The sequence below is a fragment of the Lysinibacillus sp. Ag94 genome, assembly GCF_023242215.1.
Classification (GTDB): domain Bacteria; phylum Bacillota; class Bacilli; order Bacillales_A; family Planococcaceae; genus Lysinibacillus.
Genome location: NZ_CP096780.1, coordinates 446,007 through 460,603 on the forward strand (window position 1 = coordinate 446,007; position 14,597 = coordinate 460,603).

17 protein-coding genes are annotated in these 14,597 nt (G+C 39.0%); 16 read left to right on the top strand and 1 reads right to left on the bottom strand.

Features of this window, described 5'->3' with window-relative positions; translation table 11 throughout:
• The first annotated feature begins 15 nt into the window (after window positions 1–15).
• From atpG to MY533_RS02085, 15 genes are all read left to right on the top strand, one after another.
• Complete coding sequence (atpG, locus tag MY533_RS02015) at window positions 16–873, top strand: ATP synthase F1 subunit gamma (protein ID WP_068986226.1); 858 nt, start codon at window positions 16–18, stop codon at window positions 871–873.
• 48 nt (window positions 874–921) lie between these two features.
• Entirely contained in the window at window positions 922–2,337 is a 1,416-nt protein-coding gene (gene atpD / locus MY533_RS02020) for a F0F1 ATP synthase subunit beta (protein ID WP_132360370.1), read from the top strand.
• A gap of 24 nt (window positions 2,338–2,361) precedes the next feature.
• On the top strand, window positions 2,362–2,769 hold the full coding sequence (locus MY533_RS02025) for a F0F1 ATP synthase subunit epsilon (protein WP_132360372.1): 408 nt from the start codon (window positions 2,362–2,364) through the stop codon (window positions 2,767–2,769).
• A gap of 97 nt (window positions 2,770–2,866) precedes the next feature.
• Window positions 2,867–3,106, top strand: a complete 240-nt coding sequence (locus MY533_RS02030) for a DUF1146 family protein (RefSeq protein WP_248717829.1) — start codon at window positions 2,867–2,869, stop codon at window positions 3,104–3,106.
• A 536-nt stretch (window positions 3,107–3,642) separates the two neighbouring features.
• The gene (murA, locus tag MY533_RS02035) at window positions 3,643–4,956 is read left to right on the top strand and encodes a UDP-N-acetylglucosamine 1-carboxyvinyltransferase (RefSeq protein WP_248717830.1); all 1,314 of its coding nucleotides are present in this window, start codon (window positions 3,643–3,645) and stop codon (window positions 4,954–4,956) included.
• Between the two features lie 445 nt (window positions 4,957–5,401).
• Window positions 5,402–6,337, top strand: a complete 936-nt coding sequence (gene spoIID / locus MY533_RS02040) for a stage II sporulation protein D (protein ID WP_371873290.1) — start codon at window positions 5,402–5,404, stop codon at window positions 6,335–6,337.
• Between the two features lie 37 nt (window positions 6,338–6,374).
• The gene (locus tag MY533_RS02045) at window positions 6,375–7,040 is read left to right on the top strand and encodes a M23 family metallopeptidase (protein ID WP_248717832.1); all 666 of its coding nucleotides are present in this window, start codon (window positions 6,375–6,377) and stop codon (window positions 7,038–7,040) included.
• A 276-nt stretch (window positions 7,041–7,316) separates the two neighbouring features.
• Window positions 7,317–7,577 (top strand): sporulation transcriptional regulator SpoIIID, encoded by a 261-nt coding sequence (locus MY533_RS02050; RefSeq protein ID WP_049668034.1) that lies wholly within the window; start codon window positions 7,317–7,319, stop codon window positions 7,575–7,577.
• 563 nt (window positions 7,578–8,140) lie between these two features.
• Window positions 8,141–9,136, top strand: coding sequence for a rod shape-determining protein (locus MY533_RS02055; RefSeq protein ID WP_132360382.1), 996 nt, complete (start codon window positions 8,141–8,143; stop codon window positions 9,134–9,136).
• A gap of 21 nt (window positions 9,137–9,157) precedes the next feature.
• Window positions 9,158–9,991 carry a flagellar hook-basal body protein gene (locus tag MY533_RS02060; RefSeq protein ID WP_132360384.1) on the top strand — a complete coding sequence of 278 codons (834 nt, stop codon included), beginning with the start codon at window positions 9,158–9,160 and terminating at the stop codon, window positions 9,989–9,991.
• 24 nt (window positions 9,992–10,015) lie between these two features.
• The gene (locus MY533_RS02065; RefSeq protein WP_248717833.1) at window positions 10,016–10,855 is read left to right on the top strand and encodes a flagellar hook-basal body protein; all 840 of its coding nucleotides are present in this window, start codon (window positions 10,016–10,018) and stop codon (window positions 10,853–10,855) included.
• 47 nt (window positions 10,856–10,902) lie between these two features.
• A complete protein-coding gene (locus tag MY533_RS02070) occupies window positions 10,903–11,187 on the top strand; it encodes a DNA-directed RNA polymerase subunit beta (protein ID WP_132360388.1) in 285 nt (94 codons plus the stop codon).
• A 154-nt stretch (window positions 11,188–11,341) separates the two neighbouring features.
• A complete protein-coding gene (gene fabZ / locus MY533_RS02075; RefSeq protein WP_132360390.1) occupies window positions 11,342–11,785 on the top strand; it encodes a 3-hydroxyacyl-ACP dehydratase FabZ in 444 nt (147 codons plus the stop codon).
• Window positions 11,786–12,011: 226 nt separating this feature from the next.
• Window positions 12,012–12,395 (top strand): hypothetical protein, encoded by a 384-nt coding sequence (locus MY533_RS02080; RefSeq protein ID WP_248717834.1) that lies wholly within the window; start codon window positions 12,012–12,014, stop codon window positions 12,393–12,395.
• 110 nt (window positions 12,396–12,505) lie between these two features.
• Window positions 12,506–12,898 (top strand): hypothetical protein, encoded by a 393-nt coding sequence (locus tag MY533_RS02085; protein WP_248717835.1) that lies wholly within the window; start codon window positions 12,506–12,508, stop codon window positions 12,896–12,898.
• Between the two features lie 153 nt (window positions 12,899–13,051).
• Here MY533_RS02085 and MY533_RS02090 read toward each other — a convergent pair whose 3' ends face one another.
• Window positions 13,052–13,477 carry a YwpF family protein gene (locus MY533_RS02090; protein ID WP_142509173.1) on the bottom strand — a complete coding sequence of 142 codons (426 nt, stop codon included), beginning with the start codon at window positions 13,475–13,477 and terminating at the stop codon, window positions 13,052–13,054.
• Window positions 13,478–14,064: 587 nt separating this feature from the next.
• On the opposite strand from MY533_RS02090, the gene MY533_RS02095 reads away from it, so the two are divergent.
• Window positions 14,065–14,487, top strand: coding sequence for a single-stranded DNA-binding protein (locus MY533_RS02095; RefSeq protein ID WP_248717836.1), 423 nt, complete (start codon window positions 14,065–14,067; stop codon window positions 14,485–14,487).
• Window positions 14,488–14,597: the final 110 nt, after the last annotated feature.

Genomic DNA, 14,597 nt, shown 5'->3' on the forward strand with positions numbered 1-14,597 from the left:
GGTGGTGAAATACCAGTGGTAAACTTACGCGAAATTAAAGGTCGTATTACTTCTACAAAGAGTACGAAACAAATTACGAAAGCGATGCAGATGGTTTCTTCTTCAAAGTTACGTCGTGCAGAGCAAAACGCTAAAGCGTACGTTCCTTACATGGAAAAAATCCAGGACGTAGTAGGCGCGATCGCTTCAGGAACAAAAGACAGCGGACATCCAATGTTAACTGCTCGTCCTGTTAAGAAAACAGCTTACTTAGTCATTGGTTCTGACCGTGGTCTTGCAGGTGCTTACAACTCAAGTATCCTACGTCAAGTACAACGTACAATTGACGAGCGTCATAAATCAAAAGACGAATACGTTATTTTAGCGGTAGGTCGTGTTGTTCGTGACTACTTTGTGAAACGTGATCATAATGTCATCAGCGATGTTGTCGGTCTTCCGGACCAACCATCATTTGCTGATATTAAAGAAATCGCTCGTAAAGCTGTTGGTATGTTCACTGATGGTACGTATGATGAACTTTATATGTACTACAATCACTTTGTCAGCGCAATCGCTAGCGAAGTGACAGAGAAAAAACTTCTTCCATTAACGGATCTTGCACCTGCTAGCAGTAATGCTTCTTACGAATTTGAGCCATCTGGTGAAGCAATTCTTGAAGTGTTACTTCCACAATACGCGGAAAGCTTAGTTTACGGCGCATTATTAGATGGAAAAGCAAGTGAACATGCTTCTCGTATGACGGCTATGAAAAATGCAACTGATAACGCTTCTGATCTTATTTCAGACCTTTCATTGCAATATAACCGTGCGCGTCAAGCGGCGATTACACAAGAAATTACAGAAATCGTTGGTGGAGCTGCAGCCTTAGAATAGGCCAGCTTCCCAATGTCGTATAAGAATACGATAGGAGGGTACACAGTAATGAATAAAGGACATGTTATTCAAGTAATGGGTCCAGTTGTTGACGTAAAATTTGACAATGGCCAATTACCAGCAATCTATAACTCATTAACAGTTAAGATTGAACGTCCTAATGAAGAACCAACAATTCTTGCATTAGAAGTTGCTCTTCATTTAGGTGATGATTCTGTTCGTACAATTGCAATGTCATCTACTGATGGCTTACAACGTGGAGCAGAAGTAACAGACTCAGGAAAAGCTATCTCAGTACCAGTTGGTGAAGTTACGCTAGGTCGTGTATTCAACGTACTTGGAGAAGTAATCGATTTAGGTGAAGAGATTCCAGCAGACGCACGTCGTGATTCAATTCACCGTGAAGCACCATCTTTCGAGCACCTTTCAACTACAGTTGAAATTCTTGAAACAGGTATCAAAGTAGTAGACTTACTAGCACCATATATTAAAGGTGGTAAAATCGGTCTATTCGGTGGTGCCGGTGTAGGTAAAACTGTATTAATCCAAGAATTAATCAACAACATCGCACAAGAACACTCAGGTATCTCTGTATTCGCTGGTGTAGGTGAGCGTACTCGTGAAGGGAACGACTTATTCTTCGAGATGAGCGATTCAGGCGTTATCAAACAAACAGCGATGGTATTCGGTCAAATGAACGAGCCACCTGGTGCACGTATGCGTGTAGCATTAACTGGTCTTACAATGGCGGAATACTTCCGTGATGAACAAGGTCAAGACGTACTTTTATTCATCGACAATATCTTCCGTTTCACACAAGCAGGTTCTGAGGTTTCTGCCCTATTAGGTCGTATGCCTTCTGCGGTAGGTTACCAACCAACTCTTGCAACTGAAATGGGTAAATTACAAGAACGTATCACATCTACTAACAAAGGTTCTGTAACTTCTATTCAAGCGATCTACGTACCAGCCGATGACTATACTGACCCGGCTCCAGCTACAACTTTCGCCCACTTAGATGCAACTACTAACCTTGAGCGTAAATTATCAGAAATGGGTATCTACCCTGCGGTTGACCCATTAGCTTCGACTTCTCGTGCTTTATCGCCAGAAATCGTAGGCGCTGAGCACTATGAAATCGCTACTGGTGTACAACGTACAATCCAACGTTACCGTGAATTACAAGATATCATTGCTATCTTAGGTATGGATGAATTATCTGACGAAGATAAACAAACAGTAGAACGTGCTCGTCGTATTCAATTCTTCTTATCTCAAAACTTCCACGTTGCGGAACAATTTACTGGTCAAAAAGGTTCTTATGTACCTGTTAAAGAAACTGTTCGCTCATTCAAGGAAATCCTTGATGGCAAATGGGATCACCTGCCAGAAGATGCTTTCCGTCTAGTTGGATCTATTGATGAAGTAGTTGAAAAAGCGAAAAGCATGGGCGTAGAGGTTTAATACTAGGGACGAGGAGGAAAAAATATGAAGACAGTTCTAGTCAATATTGTCACTCCCGACGGCCCAGTATACGATTCTGAAGTATCAATGGTAATCGCTAAAACAACTTCAGGTGAAATCGGTGTTCTTGCAGGCCATATTCCTATGGTTGCTCCACTTGCAATTGGTGCAGTGAAGCTTAAAAAAGAAGACGGTTCAACTGAACTTGTTGCTGTAAGCGGTGGTTTCATTGAAGTTCGCCCTGAAAAAATCTCAATTTTAGCGCCGTCTGCTGAAATTGCTGAAAGCATTGATGTTAAACGTGCTAAAGAAGCCGTTAAACGTGCTGAAGGTCGTCTTCAAAGTAAACAAGATAACATTGATTTCAAACGTGCTGACCTAGCATTAAAACGTGCGTTGAATCGTATCAACGTTCATGAGGGTAATATCTAATTCAAATTTTAACGGGCAGATTCAACATCTGTCCGTTTTTTAACATTGTGCTACTGTTTGAGAGTAATGCTAAAGGAATTAATTTGGAGGAACCAACATGGAAATATATGAGGCAATAGGACAGGAAGCTTTAATAGGGATTTTATCGCATATATTTTTTATCGCCATAACTTTTTATGCGCTACAAGCGTTTATGCTAGAAAAAATCTTTAAGAAGAATAAAGTTTTTCAAATCCAATTAATTTATATTTTATTGAGTATTACGATAGGATCAGCCGTTTCTAATTTCTTTCTGCAAATTTCAAACTGGTCAGGGAAGCTGCCATATTTATTTTAATAGCCCCTTATTACTATCTATACGTTAGTAATTAAATCTACATGTTTCACAGGGCTTTATAATATAATTTATGTGGTCCTTTGAAATATGTAAAAATTAGCTGGTTTTTTTCAGCAAATGTTTTCATAGCGAAAGTAAAACGCCAGCTACAAATGTTTTATGTACCGAAAGCAGTCGTAGCGACAGGTACAGAAGTCTCCTATCTCTTAAGGTGAGGAGATGAATTCGGACGCAATTACTCTTCGAAATTATTGATATAAATCCATTAGATTTGGTTTTTGTTCACAAATACTTGGGTAGATATTAGAAATTAACGCTTTTCTTCCGTGTTATTGGTCATTCACAAAAAAAAAAATCATGCGTACAATAAATAAATAGCAAAATATCAATAAATGACGTAAAATAGTGATTTGGAAGCTTGAACGAGCTTAAGAAAAGTTGTACTATAAAGTTGTTTGTTTACTGATTATGACATTATACTTCTTTTTAAAAGAAAATTTTGATAGATTAATAGATTGAATTCGGAGGGACATAGGGTGGAAAAAATAATAGTGACTGGCGGCCAAAAGCTACAGGGAAAAGTGCGCGTAGAGGGCGCAAAAAATGCGGTGTTACCAATCCTAGCAGCGGCTTTACTTGCTTCTAAAGGAGAAAATGTAATTAAAGAAGTCCCTAACTTAGCAGATGTCTTTACTATAAATGAAGTACTTAAAAGTCTAAATGCGGCAGTTACATATATACCTGAGGATAATACAGTATATATAGATACAACAAAAGAACTTTCTAGTGAAGCCCAATTTGAATTTGTTAGTAAAATGCGTGCATCAATTTTAGTAATGGGTTCCTTACTTGCTCGAAACGGCTATGCTCGTGTAGCTTTACCAGGGGGCTGTGCAATCGGTTCACGTCCAATTGAGTTACATTTAAAGGGCTTTGAGGCTATGGGAGCAAAAATTTCATTTGGTCATGGATATGTAGAGGCGAAGGCGGATGGCCGTTTAAAAGGCGCAAATGTGTATTTGGACTTCCCTAGCGTTGGGGCAACTGAAAATATTATGACAGCTGCAGCCTTAGCGCAAGGAACAACTGTAATTGAAAATGCTGCAAAAGAACCTGAAATTGTTGATCTTGCAAACTTCATTAATAGTATGGGTGGTCGTGTCATCGGTGCAGGTACGAATACGATTCGTATCGAAGGAGTCGATACATTATATGGAACAGAACATCATATTATTCCTGACCGTATTGAAGCTGGCACATTTATGGTTGCAGCAGCAATTACAAAAGGTGATGTAACGATTGAAAATGCTGTTCCTGAACATATGACAGCATTAATTGCAAAGATGCGTGAAATGGGTGTAGAAATAACTGAGCTTGATGAAGGAATACGTGTACGTGCTCCTAAAACATTAAAAGCTGTTGATATTAAAACTATGCCACATCCAGGCTTCCCGACAGATATGCAATCTCAAATGATGGCCTTAATGTTAACTGCTGAAGGTACGAGTATTATTACGGAAACGGTATTTGAAAATCGTTTTATGCATGTTGAGGAGTTCCGTCGCATGAATGCCGGTGCTAAAATAGAAGGACGTTCTGTGTTTATCGAAGGGCCTGTAAATCTTCAGGGTGCTGAAGTAATGGCGACTGATTTACGAGCTGCGGCTGCACTAATTTTAGCAGGTCTTGTATCTGAAGGTGTGACTAGAGTGACAAAGCTTCATCATTTAGATCGCGGTTATGTCGATTTCCATGGCAAGCTGGCTGCACTTGGCGCACAAATTGAACGTGTACCAGTTGAGGAAGTTATCGTTAAAGAGAAAGCAACAGTTGAATTACCAACAAAATAAATCAATTTATAAACCCTTTGCTTACGAGCAGAGGGTTTTTTCTTTTTAGTTTAATCCACGCTGGGGAGAGTTTTATAATTGGTTATCTTCATAACGTGAGGTTGATTTCCGTTCCGGCTGGGCGCTTTGTAGCTGCCGCATCGCTTTCGCACAGAAAACATCCGCTGCGCTGCAGGGTCTCGGGTCAACACGATGTTGGTCACGAAGGCGTTATCACAGGGTGTGATGCTTTTAGCCTTCGTTCCTCTATTGCTAATCCCCAAGGAGCCGTCCAGCCTCCACTCCAATCAACTAAAAGCATGGCATACGTTTTAAAAACCTTAATAAATAGGAATTAACATCCGCATCCTTCACATATACAGCCCTCAGTCTGTTTACCATCCTATATTGAAGTTCCCTTTACCAACGGTCACATATTTTGAAGAATTCTAGCATATTATTCCTTATGAAAAAATGGATAATGAGTATAGGCATAATTTGTTTGATTGGAGCATTATATATGCTTCCTGTGGCATTTGGTGAGAGACTTAAGGTTAAGGATTCGCCTGCAACAACAGAGCAAGCTTGTGAAATATTCATAGAAGTGGAGGGACAACAGGAGAAAATCCCTTTAGAAACTTACGTAACTGGTGTGGTAGCTGCAGAAATGCCTGTTTCATTTAACAAAGAAGCTTTAAAGGCACAAGCTATTGCAGCACGGACTTACGCGTTGAAATCGACAAATTACGGTAAAATAGCTATCGCTCCTACTGTTGCTAGACAAGTTTTTTACAATAAGGAGCAAAGAAAAGAGAATTGGACTAGCAATTTCCCGGGGAATGAAAAGAAAATTGTCGAGGCTATTAATGAAACGAAAGGACAAGTTCTTCTATATAATAATGAATTAATTACGGCAATGTTTCATTCTACGAGCAATGGAAAAACAGAAAGTGCCTACGATTTTAGTGGTAATGATGTCCCTTATTTACAAAGTGTTAAGAGTAAATCTGATTTATCATCCCCAAAGTTTTCAGCGATGAAAGAATGGACATTAGCTGAATGGAATGCACTGTGGCCTGTGAAATGGCAGGTAAGTGACTTCAACCGTGTACAGTTATTTGTAAATGAGTCAGGACGTGTTGAGCGCATGCAGTTAGGTAAGAATGTGTGGTCAGGACGAGAAGTGCGGACACTTTTAGAAATACCATCAACGGATTTTAAAATTGCTTATAATTCTGCAGCTGGAAAAGTGCAAGTAAGCACGAAAGGATACGGGCATGGGGTAGGAATGAGTCAATATGGAGCAGAGGCTATGGCAAGCGATGGGAAAACTGCTGACGAAATTTTACACTATTATTATCAAGATATTGAAATAAAAAAGATAGATGCATGTTTAAAATAACTTCTAGTTGTTCACACTGCCACTAGAGGTGATGAAAATGAGAGAGGATAAAAATAGTAAAACTTCTCAAAATCAAGATGAAAAAGTTCAATTACAGAAGAAACCATGGTTTTGGCCAGCAGTTTACGCTGGTGGTGCTCTAATGCTAGCAGGTTTGCTACTTGGTTACAATAGTCTTGTATCCAAAGTAGAAGAAGCTCCGTCATCAAACGTAGCTGAAGTAGATTCAGGTCCTGTAGTTGAAACAAATGCAAAAACAGAAACAATGAAGTACCCGTTCAAGGAAGCGAATCTTAGTAAGATGCAAGTTTCACAAGAGTTTTATGAAGTAGAAGCTAATGCAGAGTCGCGTGAAAAAGCACTAATGGTATTTAATCAAACATTTACGACATCTTCCGGTATTACTCTTTCTATGAATGGTGAAGAATTTGAAGTACTTGCTGCTCTAAGTGGTAAAGTAAAACAAGTAAAACTTGATGCATTTACAGGCAATAAAATTGTTATTGAGCATGCAGATGGTAAGGAAACACATTATAGCTCTGTAAAAGACATTGCTGTTAAGGAAGGCGATGAGGTAACACAAGGTCAATTACTTGGAAAAGCGACTGACAATGAGTGGAACCAAACAGCTGGCGTTAACTTGCATTTTGAAGTACTAGAAAACGGAAAATATATGAATCCGAAAAAATTACTAGCCTTTTAATTGAAGTCTCTCACCCTTATAGGTGGGAGACTTCTGCTAGTTTAAGTCACTTTTCAGCGTAAGCATAATTGATGATAGGAAAATTCGTAGATTTTAACTATAGTAAATGATAATTTTACATTGAAAGAAATAATACTAAAAAATGCATAAAAAATCGGAATTTTATCGTGAAAATGTAAAACGTGTTCTGAATAGCTTTGTCCTCACATAAGGTGAAGAAATGCGCAGACGTGCATCTGATGCCATTTGTGAAATTGTGTGGAAAGGACGAAGAACGTGCACGAGCACATTCGGAAGCGCTGCATACGCCTCGGTGAATTATTGATTGAGACGCGTGAAACTGTGCGTGTCCTCGCGAAAATGACAGGTTATTCAAAAAGTACGGTGCACAAAGATTTAACAGAGCGACTGCCAACAATTCATGAAGGATTAGCTGAGCAAGTAAAGGAAATACTCGCCTACCATAAGGCCGTACGTCATATTCGTGGAGGAGAGGCAACGAAAAACAAGTGGAAGGAAAGAACGAGTCAAGATTGATTCGTTCTTTTTTTGATGCAAAGGACAAGCTTCCTTACAAAATCGACTCAGCAAATTGGTATAAACATTGTGGAAAGCGTAGTGTAACGAAGCGTCAGCAACAAAATGTTTTAACTGTGCGAAAGCGTAGTGTAATGAAGCATCAGCAACAAATGTTTTACCTGTGCGAAAGCGCAGTGTAACGAAGCGACAGCAACAAATGTTTTACCTGTGCGAAAGTGCAGTGTAACGAAGCGACAGCAACAAATGTTTTACCTGTGCGAAAGCGCAGTGTAACGAAGCGACAGCAACAAATGTTTTACCTGTGCGAAAGCGCAGTGTAACGAAGCGACAGCAACAACAAAGTGCCAGTCGGAACGGAAAACAATCGCATGATTGACGATGAGTCAAAAAAGTGCTGAAACGATTTCTTCTTTTCAAGAAGTGTTCATATAATTGAAAGAATGCAGTTTAGTTAACTAAAATTAGGTGTAATTACCAGTCGGATATGATAAAATATTCTAGATAAACAGATAAAAATGAACGTTATGTAGTTGGAAATGGCGGGAAGGAGAAATTATAAAATGTTTTCGAAAGATATAGGCATTGACTTAGGAACTGCGAACGTATTAATTCACGTTAAAGGCAAGGGAATCGTCTTAAATGAACCATCAGTTGTGGCGATTGATAAAAAAACAAATAAAGTGTTAGCGGTGGGAGAAGAGGCTCGCCAAATGGTAGGGCGTACACCGGGTAATATTACTGCAATTCGCCCACTACGAGATGGTGTCATTGCAGATTTTGATGTTACAGAAGCGATGCTAAAACATTTCATCAACAAATTAAACGTCAAAGGATTTTTAGCTAAGCCACGTATTTTAATTTGCTGTCCAACAAACATTACTAGTGTTGAACAAAAAGCGATTCGTGAAGCTGCAGAAAAATCAGGTGGAAAAAAAGTATACCTAGAAGAAGAACCAAAAGTTGCAGCTATTGGAGCAGGTATGGACATATTCCAACCTAGCGGCAATATGGTAGTTGATATTGGCGGCGGGACTACTGATATTGCAGTTCTATCAATGGGTGATATTGTAACGAGTGAATCCATTAAAGTAGCAGGAGATATTTTTGATAATGATATTTTACAATATATTAAAAAAGAATATAAATTGCTAATAGGTGAACGTACTGCAGAAGCTATAAAAATTACAATTGGTACAGTCTTTAAAGGTAGCCGAAATGATTCGATGGACATTCGTGGTCGAGATATGGTGACAGGTCTACCACGTACAATAACGATTCACTCAGAGGAGATTGAACGTGCATTACATGAATCTGTTGCGATGATTGTTCAATCTGCAAAAAATGTATTAGAAAAAACACCACCAGAGCTATCAGCAGATATAATTGATCGTGGGGTTATTATTACTGGCGGTGGTGCATTATTACATGGTATGGACCAGCTATTAATCGAAGAGCTAAAAGTACCTGTGTTCATTGCAGATCAACCTATGGATTGTGTAGCAATTGGTACAGGCATTATGCTTGAAAACATTGATCGAGTACCCGCATCCTTATAAAAATTTAATGAGGTGATTCCTTTGTTTAAAGGGTTTTATACAGTTGCAACTGGTATGATTGCACAACAAAGACGAACAGAATTACTTACCAACAATTTATCAAATGCAAATACACCTGGATTTAAAGCAGACCAATCAACAATCCGCTCATTTCCTGACATGCTCATGTCAAGTGTAGGAAAAACGAATGCACCTGCTAACCAGCAAGCAGGCTCTCAATATATGAGCCAAGTTGGCGCATTAAATACAGGGATTTATATGCAAGAAACATTACCAAATTACATACAAGGCCAAATCTATAGCACTGATTTCACGACAGATATGGCTTTGATCGATGGAAACTTACCGCAAAATGAAGACGGCACTTCTGGATCTATATTCTTCCGTTTAGCACATCCAGATGGGGGCGAAGCATATACACGCAACGGGAATTTTACATTAGATGGCCAAGGCTATTTAGTAAATCCACAGGGACTGTATGTGCTATCAGACAGAGGTCAACGCATCCAGCTGCCGAATGATGATTTTCGTCTAGATGAGAACGGGGCAATTTATGTTAATAATCAGCAAGTAGCTCGTGTTGGAGTATCATTTTCAGCGAATCCGAACATGCTACGTAAGCAGGATAATGGTTTAATTCGAACAGAAAATGGTGAAAACTTACCGACAGCTTACGGTGCCAATGGCGTAGCCTTTACACTGCGTCAAAATTATCTAGAGGGCTCAAACGTAGACTCTAGTCGTACAATGACTGATTTAATGACAGCATATCGTGCTTTCGAAGCTAACCAAAAAGTGTTACAGGCTTACGATCGGAGTATGGAAAAGGCTGCAAATGAAATCGGGAAAGTATAATAGGCAAACTGGAGGCGTTTGAACATGTTACGTACAATGATGACTGCAACAAATACAATGGGGCAATTACAAAATAGACTAGATACTATTAGTAATAACATTGCCAATAGCAGCACTCTCGGCTATAAATCACAGGAAGCTACATTTAATGAATTGCTTTATCAGCAATATAATAATGACAAGCTAGACCGAGCTGACCGACAATCACCTGTTGGCATCCGTTATGGATCAGGTGCTATGCTTGGACAAATTCAATCAAATCAAAAGCAAGGCTCTCTACAAACAACAAATCGTGACCTTGATTTAGCCTTTACAAAACCAAAGCAATATTTCAATATTTTAATGCCAGATGGTGAAAATGGCACAAAAACAGTGTATACTCGTCAAGGTGACTTTTATTTATCACCATTAAATAATGGAACAGTAATGGTTGTAACTGCAGATGGATATCCATTGGCAAACTCAACAGGACAAGCTATTACATTACCAGATAATGTAAAGAGTTTTGCGATCCGTGATGGGGGCGTATTAGAGGCATCATATCCTAATGGAGATGTTATTCGTACTGATGTAGCAGTGACAGAGTTCCAAAAGCCACAGCTAATGGAGAAGGTTTCTGGCGCCTATGTTGGATTGCCGAATAACCTAGCTCAGCTTGGATATACACAAGCTGAAGTTGTCACTGAATTACGAGGAGCAAATCGTCAGCAAATTGGCATGCAGAACGGTTCGCTAGAAATGTCGAATGTAAATCTTTCAAAAGAAATGACGGATTTAATTCAGACGCAGCGTTCTTATCAATTTAATGCAAGAGCTGTAACTTTAGCTGACCAAATGCTTGGGCTCATCAATGGTATTCGATAGTAAATCCGTTATTACTGTTTAGTAAGTAATGAAGAGGAGTACAATCTATGACAAACGATTCAAGTCGGGGTTCTATGCAAACAAAAGAAACCGATACGCCACCAGAAGAGAAGGAACACCGCTCAAATGGAGAGCAACGAGAGGTTCGCTGGGTGCAAATACGGCTGATTCCGATTTGGCTTCGCGTTGTACTTATTATCATCTTAGTTGTTATTGCCGCAGTTGTAGGTGCAATGTTTGGCTATAGTGTAATTGGACAAGGTAAAGCCATGGACGTTTTTAAACCAGAAACATGGCAGCATATATTTGATATTATGAATGGTAAAGAATAAAATTATTCTTTACCATACTTTGTGTTTACATAAAATATCTTCATACATTAGATGTCCAACACCTAATAAATAAAGATATAGCCTCCGGCGGATGTCACGGATTCTATTCAACGCATTGCGCCAAGGCGAAATTATTATTAAGGGGGAAAAGAAAATGTTAACTGCAGAACAAATTCAAGCAATTTTACCGCATCGTTATCCTTTTTTATTCGTTGATCGTATCGTTGAATTAGAAGAAGGCAAGCGTGCAGTTGGTTTAAAAAATGTCTCTATGAACGAAGACTTTTTTAATGGGCATTTCCCTGGCTATCCAGTAATGCCTGGGGTTTTAATTGTAGAGGCGCTAGCACAAGTTGGTGGTGTAGCATTATTAAATGCAGATGAATTCAAAGGTCGTCTAGCTTTCTTGACAGGTATTGATAATTGTCGTTTCAAGCGTCAAGTAGTACCGGGAGATCAACTTCGATTAGAAGTAGAGTTCGTAAAACTACGTGGAGCAATGGGCAAAGGTCACGGTGTGGCTACAGTCGATGGGGAACTAGTATGTGAAGCGGATATTTTATTTGCTATTGGGCCAGAACAGCCAAAACAGGCTTAATTTGCAATTATAGGCTAAAAGATATAAAATAATGATGTCGAATAATGTCTTTACTGTTAATCTTTTTAATAGTTTATGACATTCCGTACTTTTAGTGACGTGAATGCAGTTAAAAATATCACGATTATTGAAATGTTTTATAAAAAATGCAATGGCGTATATGTGATTGTAAATTGAAATACATGTAATTTTAGTTTTGTTTTTAAAACGTAGGAGGATTATATTGATGTATAAGGAATTGTCTTCAGGTGTTAAAATTAGCATTACGCGTTCGATTTCAACATCTTTTGAATCATACTTAGCAAGTATTGATTGGAAAGAAGAGCGTTTTTCTATGGAAGACTTTATTGCTAGCTGGCAAACTTATTTTCAAGAAAATGCCGCATGGATCGAAAAAATCCCAGCAGATGTTTTGATGAGTACTGAATTCCATGAAGAGATGGCGCAAAAAATTGATGAAGTAATTGCAAAAATTTTAAATGAAGAACCAACAGCGAAGCAAATTGAAACAATCGAGGCCATGCAAAAAGAGCTAGGTACAAATTATAGCTACAACTGTAAAGCGGAAGCAGCATACGTTGAACAACTGTTAAAAGAAAAACAAAAATAGTTTGTAAAAAAATCGGATAGTTCCCTCCTTTCTCGGGCAATCTATGTAGGATCACAAATACACACACATTGTATTTGTTGACATAGCAATCGAGAAAGGAGGATTTTTCTATGTGGAGAATGTCATTTTTGGCAATTATTCTTGCTGCTTTATTCCTTGGAGGTTGTAACTGGGGAAACAGAGCTGTTGAAACAAGACCAGTGGAGAATGTTAAACACGACGTTCGCCGAGGTGTTGAGAAAGTAGAAGAAAGAAATGACGTTTACAATCGTGACGTTAATGGTGTTCACCGTAACACTGTTCTACCTGAAGCTACAACACCAGGTACTACTGGTCCAAGAACTACAACTCCAGGTACAACTACACCAGGTACAACAACAGTACCAGGTACAACAACACCAGGTACAAATGCTGATTTAAATAGTACAAATGGCTATAACAATGTACCAAATGCAAACGGTGTTGTTAAAGAAAAGGTCGTTGAAGAAAAAGTAACGCGATAATATAAAAAAGAGTGTTTCCATCCAATGGAACACTCTTTTTTTCTTTTAATGTGGGCGAGCAATACTTGCGGGAGAGAAGTGAATACCCGGAAATAGAACCTAACCTGTCCAATAAAAAAATAACGATGCAAATAATGCATCGTTAAATCGAGATCAATCATTTTTGAGTTTTGGTCGTTCTTTCATACCGTGTGAGAAGCGGTCCAATAGCTTATCTAACGTAACTCCCTCAACTAGTAATTCGGCTAGTAATTGCTCAGCATATTTCGAGCGTTTTGTCTTTAGTGTCCCCTTTAAAAGGACAGAGATGTGCTCGCCGATTTCTTGAACTGTATGTACGACAACCTGGAAAGGAGCAGGCTCATTATCTGGAAATGAAATAACCGCACGTACATTAAAGACAGTAGCATTAGCTAAAAGTTCATCAAAAATTGAACGATATTGTCGGTCCATAAACAGCTCGAGAATCCAAGATTGATGGCTATTCTCCTGGTTAATAATAATACCATCGACTAAAGGGAAAGGTTGCATGCCGTCTTTTGTGACAAGGTCAAAGGAAAGCATCTTAAATGTTTTCATATGTAAAATCCTCCTAAGTCGGTCATCCTTTTTAGTATAACATATTCAATTAGCTCTGTTTTACTTCATTCTGGACGGGTACAGATGTATCCCATCTCTATAAGGGGTGAGGTGAAGCGGTATTAAGTTACTTTTCAACATCCGCTGAAATAGAGGAGCTCACGTGGCATTACCGAAATGGCCGACGTTAGCACTGCGCTTTCGCACAAAACATCTGCACGCCAAAGCACAAAGCCGATTCCGGACAAATTGTATATCTGCGCGAAAGCGAAGCGACAGCAGCAAATGTTTACTGCGCGAAAGCGAAGCGACAGCAGCAATTATGCCGAGGCATCACTGATGATAAGATTAATGCTGCGTTTTCGCATAATCTGCAAAAACAGCGAAATTGCATATTTCAACAATTAGCATTTGCTATTACAGCGAAAAGCATTCTGCCATAAAAATCTTTCATTACATGAAAAGTAAAATGCTCAATATATCCAATTTATGCTTAAAAACTGAGGGAAATGATAAAAATCGACTTTTGCCAACGTTGGATTAATTTTTGTAAGATGAGAGCAATCAAAAGCAAAGGAGGTGAATCAATGAACCAAGTCGGACTGGTCGGAAGGTTAACAAAGGATCCAGTGTTACGACACTTATCTGGAAATCGAGTGCAAGCACATTTTACTCTAGCCATTAATCGCAATTACAAAAACAGTCGTGGGGAAGTGGATGCTGACTTTATTCTCTGTACAGTATGGGGAAGGCTTGCAGAGCATATCGTCAAATATTGCGGAAAAGGCTCATTAATTGGAGTGAATGGTCGAATTCAATCAAGATCATTTCTAAATGAAGAAAGCACAAAGGTTTTTATAACAGAAGTAGTCGTAGAAGATGTCCGATTTTATCGGCTTAAGCCAAGGGATAGCGACGGGGCAATTGTTCCTCCAAAGCCACCAGATGAGCAGGAAGGCTTAAAGGATTTTGTGCTACCTGAAGCAGAAGTACAATTGCCAGCAATATAGAGCTTTAATTGTTACATACGGGGCAAGGGACAATTGTCTGATCCGCCATTCTCCTTCTATTCTTGCGCCGTAATCAATTTAGAAAGGATGATGTCTAAATTTCATAACGA

Coding starts and splice junctions, on each gene's coding strand:
- MY533_RS02090 (WP_142509173.1), bottom strand. CDS start 13,477: ATGAAAACATTTAAGATGCTTTCCTTTGACCTTGTCACAAAAGACGGC.
- MY533_RS02095 (WP_248717836.1), top strand. CDS start 14,065: ATGAACCAAGTCGGACTGGTCGGAAGGTTAACAAAGGATCCAGTGTTA.
- spoIID (WP_371873290.1), top strand. CDS start 5,402: ATGAAAAAATGGATAATGAGTATAGGCATAATTTGTTTGATTGGAGCA.
- MY533_RS02030 (WP_248717829.1), top strand. CDS start 2,867: ATGGAAATATATGAGGCAATAGGACAGGAAGCTTTAATAGGGATTTTA.
- MY533_RS02080 (WP_248717834.1), top strand. CDS start 12,012: ATGTATAAGGAATTGTCTTCAGGTGTTAAAATTAGCATTACGCGTTCG.
- MY533_RS02065 (WP_248717833.1), top strand. CDS start 10,016: ATGTTACGTACAATGATGACTGCAACAAATACAATGGGGCAATTACAA.
- atpD (WP_132360370.1), top strand. CDS start 922: ATGAATAAAGGACATGTTATTCAAGTAATGGGTCCAGTTGTTGACGTA.
- MY533_RS02045 (WP_248717832.1), top strand. CDS start 6,375: ATGAGAGAGGATAAAAATAGTAAAACTTCTCAAAATCAAGATGAAAAA.
- MY533_RS02055 (WP_132360382.1), top strand. CDS start 8,141: ATGTTTTCGAAAGATATAGGCATTGACTTAGGAACTGCGAACGTATTA.
- MY533_RS02070 (WP_132360388.1), top strand. CDS start 10,903: ATGACAAACGATTCAAGTCGGGGTTCTATGCAAACAAAAGAAACCGAT.
- fabZ (WP_132360390.1), top strand. CDS start 11,342: ATGTTAACTGCAGAACAAATTCAAGCAATTTTACCGCATCGTTATCCT.
- MY533_RS02085 (WP_248717835.1), top strand. CDS start 12,506: ATGTGGAGAATGTCATTTTTGGCAATTATTCTTGCTGCTTTATTCCTT.
- MY533_RS02025 (WP_132360372.1), top strand. CDS start 2,362: ATGAAGACAGTTCTAGTCAATATTGTCACTCCCGACGGCCCAGTATAC.